The 25952-nt window shown below is 72.3% G+C and carries 11 protein-coding genes (1 of these 11 only partly in view); 5 read left to right on the top strand and 6 right to left on the bottom strand.

Annotated elements, in window-relative coordinates:
* Positions 1 to 82 precede the first annotated feature (82 nt).
* From ACQEVZ_RS45670 to eccCa, 5 genes are read right to left on the bottom strand one after another with little or no spacing between them, the layout of a single operon-like run.
* Positions 83 to 1168, bottom strand: a complete 1086-nt coding sequence (locus ACQEVZ_RS45670; RefSeq protein WP_433379996.1) for a hypothetical protein — start codon at positions 1166 to 1168, stop codon at positions 83 to 85.
* Between the two features lie 48 nt (positions 1169 to 1216).
* A complete protein-coding gene (locus tag ACQEVZ_RS45665; RefSeq protein ID WP_433379993.1) occupies positions 1217 to 1660 on the bottom strand; it encodes a hypothetical protein in 444 nt (147 codons plus the stop codon).
* Positions 1661 to 1673: 13 nt separating this feature from the next.
* Positions 1674 to 2969, bottom strand: a complete 1296-nt coding sequence (locus ACQEVZ_RS45660; RefSeq protein ID WP_433379990.1) for a hypothetical protein — start codon at positions 2967 to 2969, stop codon at positions 1674 to 1676.
* Positions 2970 to 3013: 44 nt separating this feature from the next.
* Positions 3014 to 3325, bottom strand: a complete 312-nt coding sequence (locus ACQEVZ_RS45655; protein WP_433379987.1) for a hypothetical protein — start codon at positions 3323 to 3325, stop codon at positions 3014 to 3016.
* A gap of 28 nt (positions 3326 to 3353) precedes the next feature.
* A complete protein-coding gene (gene eccCa / locus ACQEVZ_RS45650; protein WP_433379984.1) occupies positions 3354 to 7307 on the bottom strand; it encodes a type VII secretion protein EccCa in 3954 nt (1317 codons plus the stop codon).
* Between the two features lie 129 nt (positions 7308 to 7436).
* Between eccCa and ACQEVZ_RS45645 the strand changes: the two genes are divergently transcribed.
* Both ACQEVZ_RS45645 and ACQEVZ_RS45640 read left to right on the top strand, forming a co-directional pair.
* Positions 7437 to 7778 (top strand): hypothetical protein, encoded by a 342-nt coding sequence (locus tag ACQEVZ_RS45645; protein ID WP_433379981.1) that lies wholly within the window; start codon positions 7437 to 7439, stop codon positions 7776 to 7778.
* A gap of 40 nt (positions 7779 to 7818) precedes the next feature.
* Positions 7819 to 8085: a hypothetical protein gene (locus tag ACQEVZ_RS45640; protein WP_433379978.1), complete on the top strand. Its 267-nt coding sequence runs from the start codon at positions 7819 to 7821 to the stop codon at positions 8083 to 8085.
* Between the two features lie 61 nt (positions 8086 to 8146).
* Here ACQEVZ_RS45640 and mycP read toward each other — a convergent pair whose 3' ends face one another.
* Positions 8147 to 9433, bottom strand: coding sequence for a type VII secretion-associated serine protease mycosin (gene mycP, locus ACQEVZ_RS45635; protein WP_433379975.1), 1287 nt, complete (start codon positions 9431 to 9433; stop codon positions 8147 to 8149).
* 118 nt (positions 9434 to 9551) lie between these two features.
* Here mycP and ACQEVZ_RS45630 point away from each other — a divergent pair, with 118 nt between their 5' ends.
* The 3 genes in view from ACQEVZ_RS45630 to ACQEVZ_RS45620 are tightly spaced (at most 15 nt apart) and all read left to right on the top strand, a layout consistent with a single transcriptional unit that may run on beyond the window.
* Entirely contained in the window at positions 9552 to 9932 is a 381-nt protein-coding gene (locus ACQEVZ_RS45630; protein ID WP_433379972.1) for a YbaB/EbfC family nucleoid-associated protein, read from the top strand.
* Positions 9929 to 10261 carry a hypothetical protein gene (locus ACQEVZ_RS45625; RefSeq protein WP_433379969.1) on the top strand — a complete coding sequence of 111 codons (333 nt, stop codon included), beginning with the start codon at positions 9929 to 9931 and terminating at the stop codon, positions 10259 to 10261. The genes ACQEVZ_RS45630 and ACQEVZ_RS45625 overlap by 4 nt, the downstream gene beginning before the upstream one ends.
* A 15-nt stretch (positions 10262 to 10276) precedes the next feature.
* A protein-coding gene (locus ACQEVZ_RS45620) for a DUF1707 domain-containing protein (protein WP_433379966.1) crosses the window boundary here: on the top strand, positions 10277 to 25952 show its 5' portion. It continues 14429 nt past the right edge of the window; only the first 15676 of its 30105 coding nucleotides appear in the window; the start codon lies at positions 10277 to 10279; the stop codon falls past the right edge of the window.

Here is a 25952-nt window from a genome sequence, read left to right as displayed (position 1 = left end):
GTTGGCTGGGGTCGCTTCCGGAAACGCATACCGGGCGGGACGCGGAGTGCGCCCCACCCGGTGTGCGTGAGCAGATTGCGGCTCAGCGGTCCTCGTCGTTGCCGGACCGGCCGCGTAGCTTCGGCGGCACTCCATCGGAGGCGGCCGCCGGCCGGCGCCGGGTGGTGGCCCGGGACGCGAGGTGCTGACCCGGACCAGCGCCCGGCCGCAGCGCGCCGCCGGCCTGCTGGCCGACCATCGCCGGCGCCACCGCCGGGGGGACCGCGGCGCCGACCGGCCGGGCCGCCGCCGGAGTGAGCACGCCGGGCCGCGCCTCGGCGGCCAGGACCGGAGCCCACCGGCCGACGACCGGATTCGCCACCGACGCGAGGCCACCGCCGGGCGCACCCGCCCAGCCGAACCCGCCCAGCCCGCCGACTCCGCCCGGCATCACCGGGTTCGCCGCCGGCGGCACCGTGCCGAGCGACAGCCCGGAGGAGAGGTCTGGCAGGGCGGCGCTCGGGGCGCCGGCCAGCGACAGCCCGCCGACGAGGTCGATCCCCTTCCCCGCCACGTCGAGGCCGGCGTCGACCAGGTCGACCCCGGCAGAGGCCGCGCCGATGTAGTCCGTCAGGCTGTTGCCCTCCTCCGACGCCACCACATTGATGGCGGGAACGGCCTGCTGCACGGCGTTGGTGATGACATCCGTCGCGCCGGCCACCAGGTCGTTGGGCAACTGGCCGAGGCTCGACGCGAGCTGGAACATCGCCCGGCCCTGCGTCGCGGACAGCGCGGCAACCTCCGCGGCGGCCGCGGTGGCGCACCCGGCGGCCAGGCCCCACGTCAGCGGATTTGCCAGGAACTCCAGGTACTTCGGGTAGAGGTCCAGCGTGATGACCGCGTGGGCCGCGCGGATCGCATTGGCCGTTTCGAGCATGGTCGTAGGCACCTGCGCCGCGTCGAGCCGCTCGGCCCAGCCCCGGAGACTGGCGATGGCCTCCTGGACCTGCACAGCGTGGGCCTGACCGTTCGCGTCGACCCACTCCGGGTCGAGGGCGCCCACTCGTTTGCTCCACTCCGACACGGTCTTCCAGAGCCAGAGACTCGTCTCCTCGAAGCCGCTCGCCGTTGTCTCGGCCCACGCGGCCCTCGGCAGCTCCGCGTTGATGGCCGCCACGATCGCTTCCATGACATTGGTCCTTTCTTCAGGCGGTAGGTTGCTGGACGCCGCTGGACCTCACGCGCTCGCGGCAGGTGTATCGGCGGTTGCGTCGGTGGAGTCGCCCGACTGACCGAGGGCGCTCGCCTTCTGGGCGAGGTCGATGACCTTCCCGCCAAGATTGACGGTCTTCGTGAGGACCCCGAGGATCTCTGTGATGTCTGCGGCACTGGGAGCGTTGATCGTGATGGCGCTGGCCTGATCGGCGGTGTCGTACTTGGTCGACGCCAGTTGGACCGTCGCGGCGTTGGCCACCGACTGCTCGATGCCCTGCACCATGCGGGCCAGGAACCCAGCGGTGGCGGCGTGGCCCACAAGGTCGAGCATGATGCCCGTGGGGATCCCGACCATGAGCGGCGGAGCTCCTGCGAGCGCCACCATCGATTCCGGCACGGGCTCAGGGGTATAGCTGCCGTACGAGGCCATCGCGTCCGGGTTGCCTTCGATGTCTCCTGTGATCATGGTCGTCTCCTCCTCAGTTTCCTGCGTGGTGGTCCGGTGTGCGGTCAGGCCGGTGTACCTGCCACAGCTCGTCGTCGAGCACCTGGTCGTCGGATGGCGCGGGCACCGCAGCCGGCTGGATGCCCTTCACCGGCCTGCCCCGCCCGGGTTGGACGATGCCGGGGGTGGCTCTGCCGGTCAGCGCCACGCCGGGTGCGCCTGCGGGCTTGCGTGCCTTGTATCCGTTGCTTTGCGCGGCTGCTCCAGGCTTGACCCCGCCCGGCTTGCCACCACCGCGCGGGTTCGCGCCCTGGGTGGTCGGCGGGTACATGCCCGGCATTCCCGACGCCATTGCCCGGCTGCCGGCCGTACCCCCGGCACCCGTCGCGGCCGACGGCACGGGGGGTGTCATCGACGCGTCGTGTGGGCCGGTGGACAGCGGGATTCCCGGTGATGCGAGGGCCGACAGTCCGCCCGCGCCGCCGATGCTGCCGCCGGCGAAGCTGGGGGAGCCGCCGAGGTCGCCGGGGGAGTACGCCGGGTCCTGGTACACGGGATCGTAGGCGCCGGCGTCGATGTCGCCGGGTGACGGTATGTTCTGGCTCTGCCCGTCCTGCGTATCCGTGCCGCCGCCACCCCCGGAGCCGGCGTCCTCGGTCGACGCCGGCGATCCGATGTCGTCCGGCTCGAACTGCTCCGGATCGCCGATGTCCTCAGGTGCGGGCGCCTCGACGTCACCCGGACCCCCGACATCGCCCCCCACGCCCCCGGCGCCGGAACCCAGCCCGCCGCCCAGGCCCGAACCGCCGCCCCCACCCAGCGAACCTCCGCCGCCGATCGGGCCCGCCCACGGGCTGCCGACCGCTGCCTTCATCGCGGTTTCAACCGCCTTGAACAGTGGTTCGAGACTCTCGGTCGCATCGGTCATCTCGTTGAGAACGGCCACGTACCAGTTGATGTCGCGCTTGTACGGGTAGCTCTCGTAGTTCCTCATGTAGTCGTCGTAGTTCTTCCAGACGGCTTCGACCCGCGGGAAGGTGGTTTCGAGGCCGGCGATCAGCGCTTCGATGTGCCGGACCACGTCCGAATCCGTGATGGTGCCGGCGATGCCGGACGGCACGTATCTGCCGGCCCAGCTGCGTATGGAGGTGATGGTCGGCGACAGCTTCTCGACAAACTCGGTGCCGGAGGTGTCCGGCCAGTGCTCGACGAGCTGATTCTGGCCGTCGCGCAGCATGTCGGCCGTGTCGGCGAGCCATTGCCTGGCACTCGTCCAGGCCGTGGCCGCGGCCCGGAGCTGCGGAATGCGCTCGTGGTATTCGGCGGCCATCTTGTAGTACATGTCATCGACAACGCCCATCTGGTCTCACCTTCTCAGCGCTGTGTGTGGTCGAACGGAGCCAGCAGGATCGCCCTGGTCTCCTCGTCGGCGTCGATGTAGTCGACCGTGCGGTCGCGTGTGAAGACGCCGATCGCCTCGATGCCTGGCTGTGCAAGCTCGATGAACGCCAGCATCTGCTGGGTGCTCAGCCGGTGCGCCGCGGTCAGGTCGGGGTGCGGGTCGCCTGCGGGCGCCTTCGGCTCATCCTGATCGAGGACCCCCGCACCGGGGCCGCCATGTTCCTGGACCAGGGCCACGAACTTCGCGACGCCTTCCACCACCATTTCGAGCCTGTCGGGGTCCATCACTCACTCCTGATCTGATTGACAGCCATCAAAATCGCCCGGGTGCGAGCCAGGTGATCTGGACGAGGTCCTTCTGGCCGCGGCGGTCGACCAGCCAGCCGCGACCGGGCGGCAGCACCTGGGCGCGCATCCCGCCGAGCAGCGGGCCCTCGTCCCGGTCGCCGGACATCATCAGGCCGGGCGAGCCGACCTCGCGGACCCGGGCGAGGAACGGTTCGAACAGGCCCCGCCCGGCCCCGCCGCTGCGCCGTGCGAGGACCACGTGCAGGCCGATGTCGCCGCCCTGCGCGACCAGCGGCAGCAGCGCCATCAGCGGGTGGTCTTTGTGCGTGGCGACCATGTCGTAGTCGTCGATCAGCACGAAGATCTCGGGCCCCTGCCACCAGCTGCGGTCGCGCAGCTGCTCGGGGGTGACGTCTGTGCCCGGCAGCCGCTTGCGCAGCGCCTGGGCCACCTCGGCCAGCAGGCCGGCGCTGTTGTCGTCGTTGGTGCCGTAGCCGAGCAGGTACTCCCCGCTGACGTCGCCGAGCAGGCTCCGGCGGTGGTCGATCAGGATGATCCGGGCCTCGGTCGGTTCGTACGTCTCCTCGATCCGCCGGGCCAGTGTCCGCAGGAACGAGGTCTTGCCGCTCTGGGTGTCGGCCAGCAGGAAGAAGTGCGGGTCGGCGGCGAAGTCCAGGCGCATCGCAGTCAGGTCCCGCTCGCGGATGCCGACGGCGAGCCCACCCTCGGTCCCGGCCTGTTCGTCGTAGGGGAGCAGGCCGGGCAGCAGCCGCACGGAGGGCGTCGGCTCGCCCGGCCACGCCGTGCTGACCGCCGTGACGAGCGCCGCGGTGGCGTCGGTCAGGTCGTCGGCGGACGGGACCCCGTCGATCCTGGGCAGCGCGATGAGCAGCTGGTGACCGCTCATCGCGATCCCACGCCCTGGTGCGTCCGCCGGTACCCGTCCCGCCGCCTTCCGGTCGATCAGGGAGTCCATCGCGTCGCCGAGGCGCAGCTCCACGCGGCTCGCGAACAGGTCTCTGGTGTTCATCCGCACGTCGAACGAGCGGGCGCAGGCGGCCACGATGTGCACGCCGTACGCGAGTCCTCGGGCGGCGACGTCGCCGATCGTTTCTTCGAGGTCGGGGAAGTCGTTGCGCAGCGTCAGCCAGCCGTCGACCACGAGGAACACGTCGCCGTGCGGGTCGTCGGCGAGCTGCCCCTGGGCGCGCAGCTTCCGGAAGGTGGCGATGCCGTCGACCCCGCGCTCGGCGAAGTCCCGCTCCCGCTGCGCGAGCAGCCCGGCGACCTCGGCGACGGTGCGCCGGACGACGCCGGTGTCCAGTCGGCCGGCCACGCCGGCGACGTGCGGCAGGCCCGCGATCGAGGCGAGCGTGCCGCCGCCGAAGTCCAGGCAGTAGAACTGCGCCTCCCGCGGCGTGTGGGTGAGCGCGAGGCTGGTGATCAGCGCCCGCAGGGCGGTGCTTTTCCCGGTCCGCGGTGCGCCCATGATCAGCACGTGCCCGGCCGCGCCGGACAGGTCCAGCTTCAGCGGGAGGCGTTGCTGCTCGAACGGGCGATCGACGATGCCGAGCACCGCCTGCAGGGCGCCGGCCATGGTCGCCGAGTCGACGGTGAGGCCCCGGTCGGGCTGCACGGACAGCGCGGGGAGCAGCTCGTCGAGCGTCGGCGACTCGCGCAGCGGCGGCAGCCAGACCTGGTGCGCGGGGGTGCCCTGCCCCTCCAGCCGGTCGACCAGGATCTCCAGGAGGGTCTCACCGATCAGCGTGTCGGCCTCGATCGGCTCCGGCGGCGCCTCGTCGTCGACCTCCGCCGCCTGATACGCGGTGGTGTAGTCCTGCAGCACCAGCGTCCTGCCGGTCGCGGACGGCACCCGGGCGCCGGCGAGGCGCTGGTACACGCCGGACACGTACGCAGAGCGGAAGCGGTCCATAGGGTCGGTGCCGACCTTGAGGTAGCCGTGGCCGGGCGCCCGGGGCAGCCGGAACGCGTCGGTCACCCCGAGCACCGCGCGGCTCTCCGACTCCGAGAACGTGCGCAGGCTGATCCGGTACGACAGGTGCCCCTCCAGCCCGCGCAGCCGGCCCTCGTCGAGCCGCTGCGACGCCAGCAGCAGGTGCACCCCGAGGGACCGGCCGAGCCGGCCGATCTGCACGAAGATGTCGATGAAGTCGGGCCGGGCCGACAGCAGCTCGGAGAACTCGTCGCAGATCACCAGCAGCGTCGGCACCTCGGGCAGCGGCGCGCCCGCCACCCGGGCCTTCTCGTAGTCGCGCAGCGACGAGAAGTGCCCCGCCGCGCGCAGCAGCTCCTGCCGGCGGATGAGCTCACCGTTGATCGCGTCGGTCATCCGGTCGACCAGGTGCAGCTCCTCGGCCAGGTTCGTGATGACGACGCTGGTGTGCGGCAACGCGTCGAGCCGGGTGAACGTGGCGCCGCCCTTGAAGTCGACGAGTGCGAAGTTCAGCGAGTTCGGCGGGTGGGTGACGGCCAGCGCCAGCACCAGGGTGCGCAGCAGCTCCGACTTGCCCGACCCGGTGGCACCGATCAGCAGGCCGTGCGGGCCCATGCCTTCCTGCGCCGACTCCTTCAGGTCCAGCTCGATCGGGGCCCCGTCGGGCCGGATGCCGAACCTGACCCGCAGCCGGTCCCGGTCGGGCCGCGGCACCCACGTCATCGCCGGGTCGTAGGCGTACGGGTCGCCGAGTTCGAGCAGCTCGGCCAGGCCCAGCTCGGCGGACATGGGTGCCTCGCCGCGCGCGCCGCCCGCGGTCAGCCGCAGCGGGGCCAGCTGGCGGGCCAGTCCCTCGGCGGCGACGGCGCCGAGCGTGTCCGCCCGGCCCAGCGGGGCCTCGCCGTCGATGGTCTCGCTGACCATGTCGCCCTGCGGGTCCAGGTGTAGCACGACGGTGGTGCGGTCCAGTGCTCTCGGCGGCGCGGTGGTCAGGTCGACGACGGTCACGCCCTCGACGCCGCCGCCGGTCATCAGGTGTTCCGAGACGGCGACCGAGCCGCCGTCGATCACGATGACCAGGTGCGGGCCGGGCAGGCGGACGTCGGAGTCCGGGTCGAACCGGGGCCGCTTCACCAGCTCGTCGTCCAGCATCGCCTCCAGCTCCAGGACCGTCGGCGCCACGAGGCGCAGCGGGCCGAGCGCGTCGGTGCGGTCCGGGTGCAGCGCGTGCGGCAACCACTTCACCCACTCCCAGTCGGTTCGCTGCTCGTCGCCGGCGCAGACCGCGATCCGCAGGTCGTCCGGTGCCTGCAGGACGGCCAGCTGGGCGAGCATCGCGCGCGTCAGGCCGAGCACCGGGGCGCGCTCGCCGCGCAGGTAGACCCGGCTGAACCCGTTGACCGCCATGGCGATCGGCAGCCCGTCGACGGTGGCGTACGTGGTGACGAACCGGCGCAGCGCCAGCGCGGACAGTGGCTCGAGCTCGTCGAGGGGCTTGGTGTCGGGCGGCACCAGCACGGTGGCGGGGCTCTGCGCGCCGCAGCCGATGCGGGCGAGGCCGAAGTCGGGGTCGTGCTTGCGCCGTTCCCACAGGCGGTGACTCGCCGCCAGGGACCACAACGTGGCCGGGTCGGGGTGCAGGTACTCCATCGCCTCGCGCTGCCGGCGCACCGAGCGTCGCAGCCGCAGCCGGTGCTGGGCCAGGTGGCGCAGGTATTGCCGCCGGGCGTATGCCATTTCCCGCCGGCTCGGGCCGCCGCCCTGCAGCAGCCCCATGCCGACCATGGCGAGCATGCCGACGCCCATGAGGCCGTACGTGATGTACCGGATCGAGCCGTTGATCGAGCCGGAGTACATCAGCATCATCGAGCCGGTCATAGCCACCATCGGCAGCACCATGAGCAGCTGCGTCCACTGCCGGGCCGGCGGCGGTGGGATCTCCGGCGGGGGCTGCAGGATCAGCTCGCCCGCCAGCATCTCCGGCGCCGGCCGGCGCACCGGTCTCCTCACCACAACTGTCGCCACGAGGGTGATCGTCCGTGAGCAGCGGCACCGGTTGGGACCGATGGCAGGAAAGTGCCGCCCAGCCGTCGCCGCGACGGCGGCGAAATACCGTTTCCGCACAGTCATACCTGAGCGAATTCGGAGGGACACATGACTGGTAGCGAAAGGGTAAGCGTTCACGGCGATTTCCTGCATCGCCTGAACACGTTCGCCGGAACCACCGCGGACGACCACCTCAGCGTCAGCCGGGTCCACAGCAAGGGCGTTCTGGACCTCCTGCACCAGGGTCTGGGCGGGACGGCGCTGCCGGCGGGCCTCAACCTCGGTGATCACCGCGACTCGGACTTCAGCAGCCGGGTCTACCAAGGGGTGCAGCGGCTCGGCGAGGTCGGCGGCCTGGCCCTGCGGTCGTACACCAACGGAGACGACGCGGCGCACGCCCAGATTCAGTCGCACGGCTTCGGCACCGACAAAGTGATCAACCCCGTCTGAGAGGAGCGTTGCCATGCATGTTTTGATCGACAGTTCACTGATGGACCTCGCAGCGTCATCCGCCCAGGACGCCGCGAGACAACTCAGCGACCAGGCGAACGACCTGTTCCGCATGGCGGCCGGCGCCGGCGAGTACTGGGACGACAAGCACCAGCTGGAGCACCTCGACAACAACCAGTTCCAGGTGAAGCAGACCGGCTACCACACCGACGGGCTGCAGACGGAGAGCGGGGGATGGAGCGGCGTCGGCTACGCCGGCCGGGAGACGTCAGCCAGCGTCGGCCGGGACATCGCATCGTTCATGTAGATCCCGCTCACTGTGTCTGGTGCCCGGTGCGCTGTCAGCGCACCGGGCATCTGCGTCCGGTTCACCGGTCGCCGATGAGAAAGATCTGCTCCGGCGGTTCGACCGGCGTCGGCGCGCTCGGCACTGCGGCGGCCCGTCCCGCCCGCCAGCGGCGCCGTCGCCCCCGCGGCAGGGTGACGGCGACCAGCAAGGTCAGCGCGATCCCGCCGGCCGCCGCGACGGCCAGCCACTTCGCCGTTGCCGCCGTGCCCAGCTCCCACGCGGCCCGGTCGATCCGCTCCTGGTCCGGTGGCCGCGGGACGAACGGGGACTGCGCCGCCGCCGGGTCGAGGTCCAGCCCGTCGGTCACCGCACGGTACGGGTTGACCAGGCCGGCGCCGTACCGGTCGCTGCCCAGGCCGCCGCGGGCCGGGCTGGCGGTGGCCATCAGCCGCTGCGCCACCTCGGGCGCGGTGAGCTTCGGCCAGGCGGCCCGCACGAGCGCCGCCGTCCCCGTCACGAACGGCGCGGCGAAACTGGTGCCGTCGTCATAGGTGTGGCCGTCGACCCTCGTCGCGGCCACCACCTTGACCCCTGGTGCGACGAGGTCCACGTACGGGCCGATCTGTGAACCGGGCGGCCGGGCACCGTCGATGTCGATCGCCCCGACGCCAAGCACGCCGTCGTAGGCGGCCGGGTACGACGGCAGCTCGGTGTGGTCGTCCTGCTGCGCGTTGCCGGCCGCAGCGACCACGAGCGCGTCGCGGGCCACCGCGTAGGCCACCGCCTGCCGGATCACCGGGAAGTCGTCGTGACCCGCGAGGGACAGGTTGATCACCTTCGCGCCCTGGTCGGCGGCGTAGCGGATGCCGTTGGCCACCACCTGCGGGTCGATCCGCAGCGACTGCCCCTGATCGCCGACGTCCCGGTCGTTGATGCGCACCGGCAGGATCTGCGCGTCGGGCGCGACGCCGTGGAAGCCGACCCCTGGGACCGGGTCGGCGGCGATGATGCTGGCGATCCCGGTGCCGTGGGACACGCAGTCGAACGAGCCCGGCAGCGCACCGGCGAGGTAGAAGTCCCGGCCCCGCAGCACCTTGCCCGGCCTGCGCAGCTGCGGATGGTCGGCGTCGACACCGGAGTCGACGACCGCGACCAGCACGCCGGCGCCCCGGCTGTGCGGCCAGGCCCGCTCCGGATCTAGGAGCTGCTGTGCCCACGGCTGCGCCTGGATCTGGTTGCGGGCCTGTTCCGGACTGTGGCAGGCACCCGCCGGTGGTGCCGCCCGCGCCGGGCTCGCGCCGCCGGCGACCTGCAGCGCTGCCACGGCCAATGCGGCGGCAGCCATGTGTACTCGGCGTCGTCTCACCCCCGGATCGTCCGGCAGGCCGTTTGCCGACATCCGCGCGTGGCCGCAACAGGCCAGGCGGCCGCAGCGGGCGGGCGCCCACGTGACACTGGCCCGGAAGCGATCAAGGGAGGGCGCCGTGGACCCGTCACAGCACCTGGACATGTATGCCGAACACAAGAAGATGGCCGAGGACATCCGGGCCATGCGGGACCGCATGGCCAAGGTCCGGGGGACCGCTGAGTCCGACGACGGCCTGATCAGTGCGACGGTGGGCGCCTCCCATGAGCTGCTGGAGCTGCACCTGGACCCGCGCATCTACCGCGCCCCCGACTCGGCCGCGCTGGCGAAGGCCATCGTCGAGACCGTGCACCGGGCCATGGCGGTCGCCCAGGGGGAGTGCTTCGCCATCGTCCAGCACTTCCTGCCGGAGGAGGCCACCCCCGAGTCCACCGACCTGCGGTTCGATCCGCTGCTGACCGCGCTCGACGAGGAGACCGCCCGAGGTGAGCAGCGGTGAGTGACGTCGACCGCAACGGCGACGGCTACATCGACATGTGGGTCGGGCCGACCGAGGCTGTCGCGGAGCAGGTGCGCACGGCGGGCACGAACTTCGAGTCGGCGCTGAAGGGCGCCCCCGCCACCAACACCGGGATCGGCGCCGGCCCGCTCGGCACCGCGTTCAAGGTGGTGATCGGCAAGCCGATTGACGAGACCAAGGACGCCGGCACCAAGGTGCCCCCCATCTACTTCACCATCGCGGACCTGCTCGGCGAGGCCGTGCACAAGTACGTGGCCGGCGACAGCTTCGCCGCTGCCGCCCTCGCCACCGACGGCGACGAGGCCTGACGTGAGGGCTGCGGCATGACCGTCACGGAACCCGGCTGCGAGCTGTGGCACCACATGCTCGAACGCAGAGGCGACCGGAAGCGCCTCTTCTGGCCGGACGACGACGTGGACGCCATCAACGCCAACGCCGACGTCTGGGACACGGTCACCGACAACGCGGCCAACGCCCTCAGCCTCGCCGCCACCGCGGCGAACAACCTCAACCAGCGCGGTGTCTGGCAGGACTCCATGGCCGCGGCCTGGAAGTCCCACATCGTCGACGTCAACACCGCGAACAAGGACTTCGTCGACGCCTTCGCGGGCATCGCCGGGTCCTACCGCAGCTATGCCACGTACGTCGACAAGGTGCGACAACAGATCAAGGACTTCGTCGACAAGCAGGACGGCATCTTCCGCAGGATCCACTGGATCGCCGGCACGGGAACGGCCATCGCCAGGGACCGGTTCGCGGAGGCTGTGGTCGGCAAGGTCGAGGCGATGGTCAAGGAAGCGGCGGGCAACCTCTACATGCCCGTCGAAGCGCCCGAGGAGCCCGAGAAGCCGGACCCGGGCCGCAGCAGCCTGCTGATGGGCATCCCTCTCGGCCTGTACGACTCGTACAAGAGTCTCATCCTGGCGACCGGCGGCCTCATCGGGTACGGCGAGGGCGGCTGGAGCTGGTACAACGCCATCACCGCCTGGGACGGGCTGTACACGCTCATCGGCGCGGCGGCCACCTACACGTCGTGGCAGGGCATTCTCCTCGACCAGACGGTCGGCTTCCCGACCTTCGCGCGTGGCGAGCTCGGCTCGGTGCTGTGGGCCACCGGCAAGACGATGACCGGTTTCGACGAGAAGGGCGCGAGCTGGACCTACCACCTGGCCTACACCGCCGCCACCATCAGCACCTTCGTCGGCACCAAGGGCGGCGCAGGCATCGCGATGCGGGTGATGCGGCCCCTGCGTGCCACCGGTCTCGGAAGCCGGGTCTACCTCGCCGCGGCCGCCGTCCGCGAGTTCCACCCCGTGCAGACCGCAGCCGTCCGCACCCTCGACAGGATGCTGCCCGAGCAGTTCCGGGCCGACGCCGGCAGAGTCCCCGGTCACCTCGACAGCGGGTCGCGGCCTGGAACTGCTGGAAGTGGAGCGGGCGCGGGCACCGACGTCCCGGCGAGGTCCGCCGCGTCCTCGGAAGCCCGCGCGCCCGGGAGTGCCGCGTCGACCACCGAAACGCCCGCCCGCCGTGCCGCTGGGGAGCCGGAGGCGGCACGGCAGCAGCGGCCCGCCACTGCGGAGGAGCCCGCTGCCGCATCACAGGCGCCATCGCGTTCGCAGAGCGGTCCGCGCCCTGGTCTGCCCGGCAACGCGGGCCCACATCAAGGCCCGGCCACGCCGGCGGTCAACGCGGGTGGCGGGGCCGGCCACGGCGCGGTGCACCCGGCCGAAGGGAATCCGTCGCCGGGAGGCGTGCCATCCGCCGCCGGGACGGGCGGTGCGCCGGCGCACGGTGGGTCCCCGGCAACGCTGTCCGGAGCTCACCTCGGCTCGGGCGCGGATGTGACGCCGGGTGCCCACCCGAGACAGCCCGGGCAGCCCGGCGGGGAGCCGTCCCGCGCGCCCGTCGACGCTGCCGCCCGACAGGTTGCCGGTGAATCTCCGGCGCGGCCGGAGCCGGTCGCGCGGCCCGAGGCGGGCCGGCCGCCGCATGCGAGCGAGCCCGGGGTGGTCGGCTCCCACGCCGCGAGCGCGGAGTCGCCTCGAGGCGGGCGGACGCCGGAGGTGGCCGGGGACGCCGCCGGCCCGGCCGCGAGGCGCGATGCGTCTGGTGGCGCGGACCGGCCGGTGGCCGCCGAAGGCGCGCGGCCGGCGGCCGAAGGGCCGGCGCGGGCCGACGACGCGGCCGTGGTGAGGGATGCGGCGAGGAATCGGCATTGGTGGTCACGGTTCCTGCCTGGCTCGCGGGGGCCGGAGGTGGTGACCGCGTACGGCGCGGAGTGGGCCCGGCAAACAGACGGCTCGTTCCGGGCGCGGGGCGAGTCCTTCCTGGACGTCGCGGGCCGGGCGGAGCCTGTGCGGCTGTCCGAGGGCGCCCTGAGCGTGATCGACCGCAACGGACAGCTGCGGCTGGTGACGGACGACGGCCACATCTACCACCGAGGACTTCCTCGGGAAGGGAAGCTGTCTGAGACGTGGTCGGAGCATGGCGCGCCGAGCGACATGGTGGTCGAGAGCATCGAGCAGGGCGTTTCCCTGAAGCTCCCCGACGGCAGCGACCTCGTGATCACGAAGGGCGACGCGATCCGTCACGTGGACGGGACGGAGCTGGTGTATCGCAGCCACGCCACCGGGCTGACGTATGTGCCGGACGGCAACGGCAGATGGGTCGACGCGCGGGCGCGCCCCGCCGAGGTGGACGCATGGCTGGCCGGCGCGCACCACAGGTTCGACACAGCGCGAATCATGCACGACATCGACGCGCAGGCGGACAGGATGCGCGGCCTGCCGCGACCGGAGCTGGGCCGGCTGGCGCGGACCGGCAACGCGGCGGAGCGCATGGCGGCAGTGTACGAACTGTTGCACCGCGCGGATCCCAAGAAGTATCCGCGGTGGACGCAGGTCGAAGCGGTCAACGGGTTCATGAACGGCCGGACCGTCAACATGCTCGCCGGCGAGGGCAAGTCGATGGCGTACCGCTTCCATGCCGTGGTGAAAGCGGCGGAAGGCGAGGTCGTGCACTTCCTGACCTCTCGTGACACGCTGGCGACGCGGGAGTTCCGCGAGTTCGAGCACCTGCTGCGGGACCTTGACTTCGACCTGCACCGGATGAACCCGGAGGGCGATGTCCCGGTGGCCAGGCGCGGCCGCCCGACTGTCTACGTCGGGACGGTGGACGACGCCGCGTTCAGCTACCTGCGGGAGAAGGAAATCCGCGGAACGCTGGCGATCGTCGATGAGATCGATGAGGTGCTGGTGTATGCCGACAGCAGGTTCGTCATCAGCGACGGTGTGCTGGTGCCGGCCACCGACGCGATCCGTGCCCAGGTGGTGTGGGCGCGGGACCTGGTCGAAAGCGGGTGGCTGACCGGGCGTGACTTCGGGCGCATGCCTGGTGACTGGGCACCGAGCCCGCTCCACCTGACCCCCGAAGGCCTGGCGAAAGTCCAGGAGGTGCTCCACGGCGCGCGGCCGACGGCCGAGCAGCTGCACCGGCTGCACAATGCGGCGAAGGCCAAGTGGGACCTCAAGGTGAACAAGCACTACCTGGTCTCCGGCATGGAGGCAGGGGAGAACCGTCGCATCATCATCATCTCCAACGCCACGCACAAGCTGATGAACGACCCGTCGGCCACGACGGCGGGCCACGGCCTGCGGGAAAGCCGGTGGAGCGATGGCCTGGCCCAGGCGGTGGAGGCCAGGGAAGGACTCGTGATCCGCGGCGACGCGCGGATCAGCAAACAGGTCACGGCTGGCGAGCTCTTCAAACGGTACGAGACGGTGGTGGGTGCCTCGGGCACCGCCATGGGTCACGGCGAGGTGTTCGGCCGCCGGGGACTGTCCCCGGTCGTTCACGATGTCCCTTCGTACTACACGTCGAAGCTGGTACGGGAATCGGACGTCGTGTCCGCGACGCGGGCGGAAACGTTCGACCGGATGGCCGAACACACCCGCGACATGCACTTCGGCGGGGAAGGCGGCAAACCAGACGGCGCTCCGCAGGTACTGATCGGCGTCGAGAACGGTGACGTCTGGCAGCTCTCCCGACGGCTGTCGGCGCTCGAGGTTCCGCACGTGGCCGTCGACGCCCGCTGGTTCGAGCTGAAGGGGGTCAAGGCCGAGGAGGCGCTGCAGCAGATCTTCGACGAGGCGGGTGAGCGGGGCAAGGTCGTCGTGATCAACATGCAGGGCGCGCGTGGCGTGGACATCAGGCCCACCGTGGCCGCCCTCGAACAGGGCGGCCTGCACGTGCGGATCTCGGGCCACTCCGAGGTGTCGCATTCCATCGACATCCAGGCCGAACGGCGCGCCGCCCGCAGCGGCGAACCGGGCCACGTCACGTTCTACACCTCGCACGAAGACGCCGTGTTCCGGCAGTCGCACCATCCCGAGGCACCCGTGGTGGTCATGGAGTTCGAGGCCGCGGTCGAGCACCAGCACGCGGTGGCCGCGGAGTACAAGGCCAACGTCTCCGAGGGCAACCTCGCCAAGCTCGACGTGGCCAACGAACGCCTCGGCATGGCGCAGCGGCGCCTCGTCGATCTCGTTCCCGATCTGCAACAGACCGCCGCGGCCATTCATCAGCACCGCATCATCGGCCTTTCCGGGGTGCCGAAGTTGGCCAACGCCGCACCGCAGCAGCAGCCTCCGCAGGCACCGGGCGTCACCGCCGGCGACCCCAGTGCGTCCACACCCCACGGCGGCACCCCCGCCGACGGCTCCGGCGTCGAGGGGGACCAGAGCCAGGCCCCAGCGCAGACCTCCGGCGACCAAACGCCACAACCCGCGCACGACTCGCCCGCCGGTACACCGCCGGCGTCTGGGGAAGCGTCCTCGGGTGCCGCCGTGGTCAACCGCCCGGTGACCGCGGCTGAGGCCCGTGCGCACTGGCACGACATGCTGCCGCTGCTCGCGGACCGGCCGGGCGCCGAGTACGCGCGGGCCGAGCTCAGGGATCAGCTGTTCGGCTGGTTCGCCGACGGCGACGAGCCCGGCCACGCGATCGCCCAGATCGCCAGGGTCATCGGCGCCGAGTTCCCCGGCAACCAGCATCCCGTGGCCGCCTCGCTCGACGTGCTCGCGGAGCTGCACGAGCTGAGCGCGGCACCGACCGCGAGGATGCCCGCGACGCTGTCGGCTGCGATCGGCGCGTCGGTGGCCGACATCCTGATGACGGCGCCGATCGCCGCTGGCCTGGTGCGGTCGGAGGCGACCCGGCGGCTCATTGCCGAGGTGCAGGAGACGGGCACCGTCGCCAAGCCGGACGGCGGCCAACTGATCCCCGTCAGCCCTGCGGTCCTGCCGCGCCGCGAACAGGCAGAGGCGGTCAACCGCGCCGCGGACCGGGCGGAGGCGAAGGGCCGGGCCGATGTCGCGCGCCACCTGCGGCAGATGGCCGCACAGGTCGCGACCGCGGCGGATCGCCGCCCCGCGCCGCGACAGGCGCCGGAAGCACCGCAGGACCAGGCCGACACCGCCCTTGTGGGGGCCGGGCCGGCCGGACCACCCATCACCGCGACCTTCGTGCCCGGCACACGAACCACGGAGGGAAGGCTGTCGCAGCCGGCCCCGGACCTGATCGCGGCGTCGTTCCGGGACGCGATGCGGCAGCAGGCCGTGAGCGACTCCGTCATCAGGGCGGTGCGGCTGGTCGAGCAGCCCGATGGGGACGGCGGCGCCCGCTTCGACGCGGCCGGCCGGGTCATCGCCGGGGTTGTGGAGGTGGAGCTGCGGGACAGGTCCGCGTTGACCGCGACGGTGACCGTCGGCGAGCCCGGGGCCAACCTGCGGGCCGGTTCGCTGCTTCCGGTCGGCCGGTCCGCGCAGGCGCTGACGTCAGACCTGACGGTGGTGCTGTCCACAATCCATCCCTACGACGAGAACCTGGTCACCACGCTTGTCCACGAGCTGTGGGAGGCCATCGCGATCCTGGGGCGCGGTCCGTGGCAGTCGGTGAGCAGCACGCCGCAGCCGGACGTGCTGACGTCATCGGTGGCGCCGCTGCCCGATGACGCGCAGCTGGCCCCCCATGACATGGGCGGCGTCGGCGACATCCAGCATTTCGTCACCCGCGTCCTGGCCGCCACCAGCCCGGCGGAGCGGGCCGCGCTGATCAGGGATCTGACCGCGCACCTCGACCACATGGGACTCGGCGAGACCGCACCGAACGCGGCCGCGTTGTGGGCGCTGATCGACGCCGTCGTGCCCATCGACGAGCTGACGCCGGAGCAGCGGCGCCTGTACCTGAGCCTGCGGACGCCGGGCTGGCAGCAGCGGGCGATGGAGGCCGGGGCCAGCGAGCACGAGGCCGTGATGAACGCGCTCGCGGAGCTGTATACCGAGCCGGGCACCGACGCCCCTGCCAGGCTGGCACTCGAGCGAGCGTTCCTCGTGCAGATGCTGTACGCCGGTGGCTGGCGGCAGGGCGGCCCGCAGCCGATGCTGTCCGAGGACGCGCAGCGGCTGTACGAGCGGCTGGCCGCCTGGCACGGCACCGGATACCGGCCGTCGACCGTGCCGCAGGAAGACCTCGCAGCGCAGACCCGCGAACCGCTGCCGGACCTGGACGCGCTGCACGAGCTGGCGGTGGCGGTCGACACCTACCGCAGTGCCAGTGACGGCGACGACGCCCAGCGCGCCCGCGCCGACTTCGAGGAGCGGCTCGACGAGTTCCTCCGCGGCAACACCACCCGGATCGCCACGACCCTGGCCGCCGACGGCGTCGCCGAGCACCGGATCGGGCTCGACGCCACGCTCCGCCAGGCGCAGCGGGAGCACCAGGGCTCGCTCCTGCTGGAGCAGTCCAGCGCCAAGCTGCGCGAGCAGGCCGTCACCGAACGGGCCGAGGCCGCACGGCTGACGCAGGACGGCGACACCGACGGGGCGCGCACACACGAGGAGCTCGCCGCCCGGCACGAGAAGCTGGCCGACCAGCACCTCGTCACCATCAACGAGCTCAGGAACAGCGTGTCCGCCGGCGTCCACAGGGCGAACGCCGAGCATCAGCGGGCAATGGCGGGGGCGCGGGAGCAGTGGCTCGGCCCGCAGCCGGCGGCCATCGACCCGCTCTCCGGGCTTGACGCCGGGCTCCAGTGGGCGGTCGCCGACGCGCTCGCCTCGATTCCGTTCGTCAACGCCCGCCCCGGCCAGCCCGGTGTGGTGACGGTGACGCTGCCCGGCCATGCGCCGATGGACCTCACGATCCGGTTCGGCCCGTCGGTCGGCGTGGGCGTGGACGTCACCGTGCCGCTCCACCCGGCCGACGCGGCCCTTCGCGACCCCCGGCGGGTCATCGCCGAGCGGACCGTCACGGCGGTCGCCGAGGCGGTCCTCGCACACGGCCCCGACGGACGCGGGCGGATCGGGGGGACCTCGACCGCGACCCTCGCCTGGGCGCTGCTGGACCAGCTGGTGCAGCGGGACGCCGCACTGCGCGCGGCCGAGCTGCTGGCCGACCCCAGGGCCCCCGCCGCCGTACGTGCGGCCACCGAGGAACTGCTGCACGAACTGCGGACCGAGCTGTACCGCAACGAACGCCGCCTGGCCGAGCAGTTGCAGGCCGCCGACGTCGCGGACCCCGCACGGTATGTGCGGCTGCGGACCGAGATCGGTGCGTGGGCGGCGCCGTCCGGCTGGAGCGCCGAGGCGATGGCGCTGCTGAACCAGATCCGAGCGGCGGGCCCGCCGGCTGCCTCCGCACAGGCCAAAGCGCCCACGCAGGCCGAAGCACCCACGCAACCGGTCACCGCAGCGCAGCAGCCGGATCGGGCGGCACCAGTCCAGCAAGACAGTGACCCGGCGGAGCCGGTAGAAGCCACCGACGCGGCGGCGCAGTCGGTCGGGCACCTGTCCGGGTTGACCGTCGAGCAGCTCGCCGACGAGATCGGTGGTCTCGCGCCGGACAGCCCGCTGCTGCCGGCGACGCGGCGCGCGCTGGCGCTCGCCGTCCTGCGCCAGGCCGTCCACGCGGCCAACCTGCAGAGCGACGCCTTCATCCTGTTCCGGCAGGACGGCACGCCGACACTCCGCGTCCGCCGGGCCCCCGCCCGAGCGGCCGGTGAACGGTTCCTCGACGCGAGCCGGCTCGTCCGGGAGCTCGCCGACCTCAGCGCCCACGTCGATCACCACCAGCTCCGCGTCACCGCCGCCGTCCGGCTCACGACGCTGCTGGGGCGCGGCCGCCCAGGCCCGTTCGGCCGCCGCACCGCCAAAGTCGAGGCTCGCACGCAGCGACAGGTCACCGCCGCCGTGGCCGAGCTGGCCGCGGATCCCCGCGCGCCGCAGCACACCCGCGACGCCGCCCGTCAGACGCTGGCGAGCCGGCTGCGGCACCGCCCCGACGCCGCCGATCCCGCCGTGCCGCCGTTGCTGTCCCCGCCGGCCCGGTCGGTGTACGAGCTGCTCTCCACGGCCGTGCGGGACCAGGCCTCGCTGACGCTGCCCGCCAGGCCCGGACCCGAGCTGGGCACCGGCGAGGTCGACGCCGCGCACGCCGAGCTCCGGCAGGCCCCGTCGGACGCGCACCGGGACGCCCTCGCCGGTGCCGTCGACCGGCTCCTGGATCGCCATGAGGTCGAGCGCGACCTGTACCTCGGAATCCTGGACGAGGCGGCCGCCGAGCACGTTCGAATGATCGAGCACCTGCGTGCGGCGCAGACCGCGGTGCGGGAGCCCGGGCAGCCAGGCCTCGACGCCGTGCTCGTCCAGGCGCGGCGGCACTGGCAAGGCGTCGAGCAGCGCCGCGCCGAGCTGTACGCGGCCGTCGAGCACGCCGACGAGATCATGGCGACGATGCGGCCGCTGCTGGCCGCGCGCCCGGGCGCCGATCAGGTGCACACCGAGCTGCGCAACTGGCTGTTCGGCGTCCTGGCCGACGGTGTGTCGCCGCAGGTCGCGGTCACCCAGTTCGCCATCGCCATCGGTGCCGCATTCCCGGGCGACGCCGACCCGGTGGTCGGTGCGCTCGACTCGCTCGCCGCGCTGCACGCGATGCCCGCGTCGCCGACCAGGGTGATTCTCGAGGCGACCGCGGAGATCCTTTCGGCGGCACCGGCCACGCTCGCCGCGGTGCGGTTGCCGGAGACCCGGAGGCTGATCACCGCCGCCGAACGGGTGGGTGCGACGGTCGATCCGTACAGCGCGCTGCGGCTCGGCAACACGGACCCGGCCCTCGCCGCCGTTCACAGCGCCGTGCAGCGGCTTTCCGACGGGGCCGACATCGCAACGCTCGAAGTGCTGGGCGGCGCACTGGCGACCGCGGTCACGATGATGACCGCTGCGGCGGAGGGCCTGCGGGTACGCCAGGCGGTCCACCAGAAAGCGGCGACGGCAGCATCCACGCCGCAGACGCCCGGCGAGAAGGAGACGCCGGAGCAGGAGGAGCAGCGGCAGAACCGCGAGCGGCACGGGCGCATGCTCCGCTGGTACGAAGCGGCGGCGGTGGAGGCCCAGACCATCGCCGACGCGCTGCGTCAGGCCCGCGACGCGTGGTATTCGACGATGGACCGGCTCGACGACCCGGCCACCGTCGCGCGCGAAACCGCGGCGATCATCGCCGCCACCGCAGTCGCACACGCGCGGTACGAGCCATACCAGCAGGCGCTGCAGCCCACCCGCCCGATCCAGGAGGCGCTGCAGTCGGCGGTGGCGCACGGGCGGCTGCCGCAGATGGCGGAGCTGGTGGCGGTCATCAACAGGTACCTGCCGGAGGACGCGCATCTGCGCCCCGAGGAGCTGGAGCGGGTGCTGCGATCGGCGTGGCGGGGCGTGGCCGGCGACGACGGTCAGATGCTGGCGATCGGCATCGACGAATCGAACATCATCGGGTTCAAGGTCCGCTTCAACCACGGTGAGCTGGTTGAGGTTGCCGACCCGATGACGACCATCACCGAGTTGATGATCGGCCAGATCCCGACCTTCGTGCAGAACAGCCGCGTCCTCGCCGACGCGCGATCCCGCAGCTTCGGCTGGTCCGGCAGGGTCGACCTGGGCGGCATCGTCGGCGACTTCCTGACGCAGGTGCAGCATCTGATTCCTGCGGAAGCCCCGTTCCAGTGGCTGCAGTGGATCCGGGCCGGCGCCATGTGGGGGGAGCTGTTCGCCAAGGACCACGTCATCGCCGAGGGCAACGCCGGCGGGTCGCGCGCGAGGTCGAAGAAGGTCGTCGGCGCCGACTTCACCATGCCTGGCGGGGTCATGGACAACCGAGGCGAGTCCACGGAGTACGACGCCGACGGAAGCTGGGAACTGCAGGTGCGGGCCGGCGAGACGCAGGCCTGGCAGGACGTGGCGTTCGAGCCGGTGGGGAAGGCCCGCGTCCAGCTCGCGATCGCGCACCCGTTCACCGAGCCGATCCAGGACGACGAGCTGGCGCCGCCGGACGAACCCGAGACGGACATCCCCGAGCACGCGGTGCTCGCGCTGGACGGTCTCAACGAACTGTACGACCAGGTGATCGCGGCGCTCGGCGACCGGGCGCCGACGGGAGGAGTCGCCCGGGAGCAGGTGCGTGCGCTGCTGCTGGAGGTGTACCCGGCGCGGCTGCAGCAGACGATCAACGGTCCGTTCGAGCTGAGCGCCGTCATCACCGACGACGGCGGGAACCCGGCGACGGTCAGCATCCGCACCGACGAGCACCGCAGCCGGGCCGAACGGGTCGGCAACCGCAGCCGGAAGGTGCATCTGGAGTGGCTGCGAGTCACCTTCTCCCAAGCGTCGGCCGAGAGCGGGCTCAGCGGTTCGTGGCAGGGGGGCGCCACCGTCGGGCTGAAGTGGGCGATGAACCAGCTCGGCGTCGCCTGGCTGGCCGAGCGGTTCGCCGGAGAGTCCGCCCGTATCGCCTTCTCGGCCGCCGGTGGCACCGGCCGGCAGGTGTCGGCCGGTGCCGGCGGGAACGCGATCCACCCGAGCGTGCAGCGCTACTCCGGGTACACGCAGACCTACAAGATCCCGGTTACGCACATCGCCACCGTCGATCTGGGCGACAGGGCACCGCAGCCGAAGCACTGCATCACCGAGGGCAGCGGGCTGTTCGTCATCCCCGAGCCGTACGCGTACCGGGCCGGGCTCCCGGTGTCCGCGGCGGCCAAGGACGAGCTCCGCAGTAAGAAGGCCGGCAAGCTCGTGCTCGTCGACGATCTGGACGAGAGCGCGCCGCCCGGGCGGCTCGGCGAGGCGCCCAGGTGGCGGACGGCCGACGGCGCGCTGATGCCCGGCGTGGGCCAAGGGCTGGCGCAGGATCTCAAGGGCGTGGACGGCGACGACGAGCTGCGCGAGCTGGTGACCAAGGGCTTGCAACCGGGCGGGAACCGGCCGGGCGGGGTCAGGCCGTTCCTGCCGTCCGATCCGAAAAAGGCGGCAGCGATGCTGCAGGAGCTGTCGGCGATGCGCCTGGAGGGCTCCTACGACCAGGCGACGCAGGACGGCGTCTTCATCGTGCTGGTCAACGAGCACGGCGAGCGCGAGACGCTGCGGGTGCAGATCAAGGAACGGCAGGTGCGGTACCTGGGGCACAGCCGCGCGTGGACCGAGGTCAACCTCGACATCGACTCGGAGTCGGCGAGCCGTGGCCGCGGGCAGACCGGGCAGCTGAAGCCGTTCGGCGTGAGCGCCGGCATGGCGGGCGATCACGCGGGCCACCGCGACGTCGACTTCGACAGCGCCGGCGCCGGGTACGGCTACACCCGTCGCCGCGGCGGCAGCTTCAACGACGGCGAGACGGCCAACCAGGTGCTGCTGGGGGAGAGCGGCGCGGACGGCACGGCGCGGTTCGAAGTGGTGATCGACATCATCGCGTCCGTGGAGCATCCGGACGGACACTGGGCCGAGCTGGCCCGCGTCAACAACCAGCAGGTCGAGCTCGTCACCTCGGTCGGTCACCTGCCGGAGGCGACGACCGAACGGGTGCTGACGCCCGAGGGCCCCGCGGTCACCCCACAGTCGGTCCTGAACCGCGCGGCGATCCGGCACCTCGACGCGACCGGGATGCTGGACGCCGGCCTGCGGGCGCTCGGTGGCGGGCCGCGCACGGGCACCGGCGCGTTCGCGCACCTGGTCTCCGCGCTGAACGTGCGCAGCCTGGTCGCCGCCGGGGCGACGCTCTTCAGCGGGGCGTTCGGCCAGGGTGTCGGCTACCGCACTGACCTCATCGGGTACGAATCGTCCGAGCGACGCAGTGGCTGGCGCAACATCGCTGACAACTCGCACGCCACTGTGATGATCGAGGCGGTCGCCGGTGCGTCGACCTTCAGCGGTGCCGGTGACGGGGTCGTCGGCGACATCCACCTGGCGCTGCGCAGCAACAGCGCCGGCATGTCGCGGGACACCGAGCACAGCGGTGACGCATCCGGCGGTCGAGGGCTGCACACCGGCGATGACCGCGTGCACGGCAACGACAGCGCTGGTATCAGCGGGAGCCGGTCGCACGGCGCCTCCCACACGCTGACCCAGATCACCGGTGAGGAAGGGCTGCTCATCTATCTGGGTCAGCACTACACGTACACCATGCCGGTCGATTTCCAGGTCAGCGGAGTGCGCCACGACCAGGGCCACGACGGTACCCGGGCGGAGCAGCTGCTGCCCCGGACGGTGGTGTACTCGCTGCCCGAACGCGACGCCCTCGACCTGTACGGCATGGGCGACCTGCCGGTGCCGCTGCACCAGTTGACCGATGCGCTCACCCGGTACGCCAACGGCAAACTGGAACTGGACCGTGCCTCGGCGGTGCGGATCGTCAACCGGTTCCAGCGGGACCTGCGCGACGCCCAGCTGCGCGTCGGTGAGAACGCCTACCCGGCCAACCTGCCCGACCCGGGCCTGCCGCGCACCGAGGAGTTCGCCACGAACCTGCACGCTCGGCTCGCCGGGCAGTTCCCGGAGGTGCCGGCCGTCGAGGGTGCCGAGCTGCCGGCGTACGCGGCGGCGCTGGAGGCGGCGATCGCCGACGATCCGCGGCTGCGGGCGATGCCGGAGGGCGGGGTGCTGCCCGAGCACCTGCTCGCCGGGGTCGGGCAGAACCGGTTCGCGCTGATCGACCTGAACGGCGAGGAACTCTTCACCGAGGTCATGCGCGGCATCGAGGCGGTCTCGCCGGGCGCCGAACGGCGCAACATCGGGCTGTGGCGCAACTTCTACGGCCGTCTCGCCGGGCGGCGCTGGTGGGGCAAGCTCGAGGACATGCTGTCCCCGGGCGGCTGGGTGGTCCCGGTGCCGGTCATGGCCGGCAACCTGACCGGCGAGGAAGTCACCGTCCGGATCAAGGCGAGCCTCGGCGACGGCGAGGCGATCGGCAAGAGCACCGACGTCGGGCGGATCCTGCAGCGGTACGCGTACGAGATGAAGGACCGCGGCGAGTCCGTCGGCTGGTCGCGCGGTGCGAACGCGAGCGGGTCGGGCGCCGGACCGAAAGGCACCGAGCCCGACGGCATCTCCGGCGGTGTGAGCGCCGGCAATTCGCGCGGCCGGCGTGGCTTCGTCGGCGAGCAGCTGACCCGGCTGCAGCGGCAAGCCTCGTTCGGCCCGGCGGTGCGGTTCAGGCGTCCCGCAACCGTCGTGGTCGAGGTCACCCGCAGCCGCCCGCAGCTGCTGGACCGGGCGGTGCTCGGCGTCGTGGACCTGCGGCACCTCCGGTCGAGGCCGAAGGCCGCGTGGCAGCGGGAATTGCGCGGCGAGGCCATCCAGCTGGTGTCGGCGGAACAGGTCGACGTCGGCACCTCGGCGCGGCCGAACCTGGCGGAGCTGGACCTCGCCGCGCCGGCGAACCCGCATGCGGTGCGGCTGCCGTACGAGTTCAGCGTCGAGAGCAGCTACAACGGCGGCCTGGCGCAGCAGATCATGCATCACCTGGGCAAGCTGGGCTGGCTCGGCTCGGACGCGAAGCGCCTCCGGCTCGACGTGGAGCGGGCGTTCCTGCCGCTGATGTACAACGCGCTGCTGGAGAAGATGCACGATCCCGGCGGGCACCTGGTGCTGCGGCTTCCGGTGCCGACGGCGCCGCTGTGGAACCAGCCGTTCAGGCGCATCGGCACGGCGACGACGGTCATCGAGATCGTGGTCGAGGCCAAGTTCCTCGACCCCCGGGTGATCCGCGAACTCGCCGAGATGATCGAGATCGGCATCGTGGACCGGGCACAGCACACCAGCGGCTGGAGCATCAGCAAGGGCTGGAGCGCCGGCGGCAGGTTCGGCTTCTCGTTCCCGGCCAAGCCCTGGAACGTCCTCGGGAAGTTCGGCTTCACGATGCCGAACTGGGGTCGCGACGGCAGCTACGGCTTCGGCGGCTCCGACGAGCACACGTGGGTCCAGGGCGACCGCGACGAGACGAGCCTGTTCGCGAAGGCGCTCGGGCACCTGCTGGCGTTCCGGGTCGATCACGTCGTGACGCTCAGGATGGTGGAGCACAAGCGCCGGGGCAGCGGGATCGAGCGCAAGGTGGCCCGCGAGGTCCAGCTCCAGCCGGCCAGCAGCGGCCGCACGTACATCACGATGTTCAGCCAGGACGCCAAGAAGTTGCTGAAGCGCTGGCAGGAGGACACGAACCGGCCGTGGCCGTGGTGGATCGCCGCGCAGCAGCCGATGCCACCCGGCCGGACCGAGCGCGTGCGGTCCTGGTTGCGCAGGGCCGACGTCGCGGTGCCCGCGTTCGACCTGACCGACCTGTTCGCCGACGCGGTCGGCCACCCCGAGTTCAGACCGGTCAACCCGCTGCCGGCGATCGTCGCCACCGTGCGGGACCGGATCGGCCGGCGCGACAGGGTGGTGCACCTGCACGCCGCGCAGCCGCCGGCCGGAGCCCTGGACCCGACCTGGGTGGCGTCCGAGATCGCCCGGACAGCCGGCGTTCACGTTGTCGTCGAGGTACGGCACCGCAACGGCCTGCTGCGCCGGTTCCGGGCGACCCCCGACGGCGGGGTGCGCCCCGAACTGCCGCTGTCCGCCGACGATGCCCTGCCGTTGCCCCGGACGGCTGTGGCGGCGCCCGTCGCGGACCCGTCGGCACGGCCGGCTGGGGGACCGCACACCCCGGCGGACCCCGGCGCGTTTCCGGCGCCCGCGCCCGCCGAACCCCGTCGCAGCCTGATCGACCGGGTGCTCGGCGGCCACCCGGTGCCCGAGCCGGACGCCGCTGCGGAGCGCCGGGCCGAGGCCGTGGCCGCGGGGCGCCAGGCCATGGCGGAGGCCGCCGTCGCCGCAGCAGTGCCCGAACTGACCGGCTCCGGCCTGCTGGACCGGGCTGACCTGGCCGATAGTGACGCGGCGGCGGTGGTCGTCCGCACGACCGACGGCGAGACCGTGCACCTGTCCGTGGCCAACGAGGTGGCCGCGCTCGCCGGCACCGACGCGGTGGGCGAGCGCCTCCGGCTCCTCGCGGTGACCATGCTGACCACAGCCGTGGCGGCCGTGCTCAACGGCCGGCTCGGCGACCCGTACCGCACCGCCGCCCAGGTGCTCATCCACGGATACGAGGCAGCGCCGGTGGAGGAGCGCGACGACTGGCGGCGCGCGCTGCTGGACCTCGCCCCCGCACTCACCTACGCGGACCTCGTCACGCTCTTGGAGCGGCCGCTCCCACGCGGGGTCGCCGAGGCATTGCGCGCGCCGACGGTCGAGGCGGCGATCACCGAAACCCTCGCGCTGTTGACCGGCCCGGGCATGCCGCTCGCCGCCGAGATCGCGCCGGGACCGGCGGGCACCATGCTGCTGACCGGGCCCGACGGCCCGGTCCGTGAGATGCGGGCTGAGCAACTCGCCGCCCTGCGCGAGCGGCTGGTGGCCCGCATGGCCCGCGGGGCCGACGTGCACCGGATCCGGGCCGACGCGGCCGCGATCCTCGGGGCCGACGCCGACCTCAACAGCGGCTCCGGCTGGTCGCGGGTCGAGGGCGCGCTGGTCGCGCTGGGCCGGCTCTGGACGGACGACCCGGGCACGGCCGCGGCGGACGTCGCGCCGGTGCCCGCGCCCGGCGACCCGCGCACGCCCGCGCAGGTGGCCGTGGAGCTGG

This window comes from Dactylosporangium sp. CA-152071 (assembly GCF_050936335.1).
In the GTDB taxonomy this organism is placed as follows: domain Bacteria; phylum Actinomycetota; class Actinomycetes; order Mycobacteriales; family Micromonosporaceae; genus Dactylosporangium; species Dactylosporangium maewongense.
Note: the sequence above shows the minus strand (reverse complement) of the source record. Positions and strands in the feature narration are given on the sequence as shown.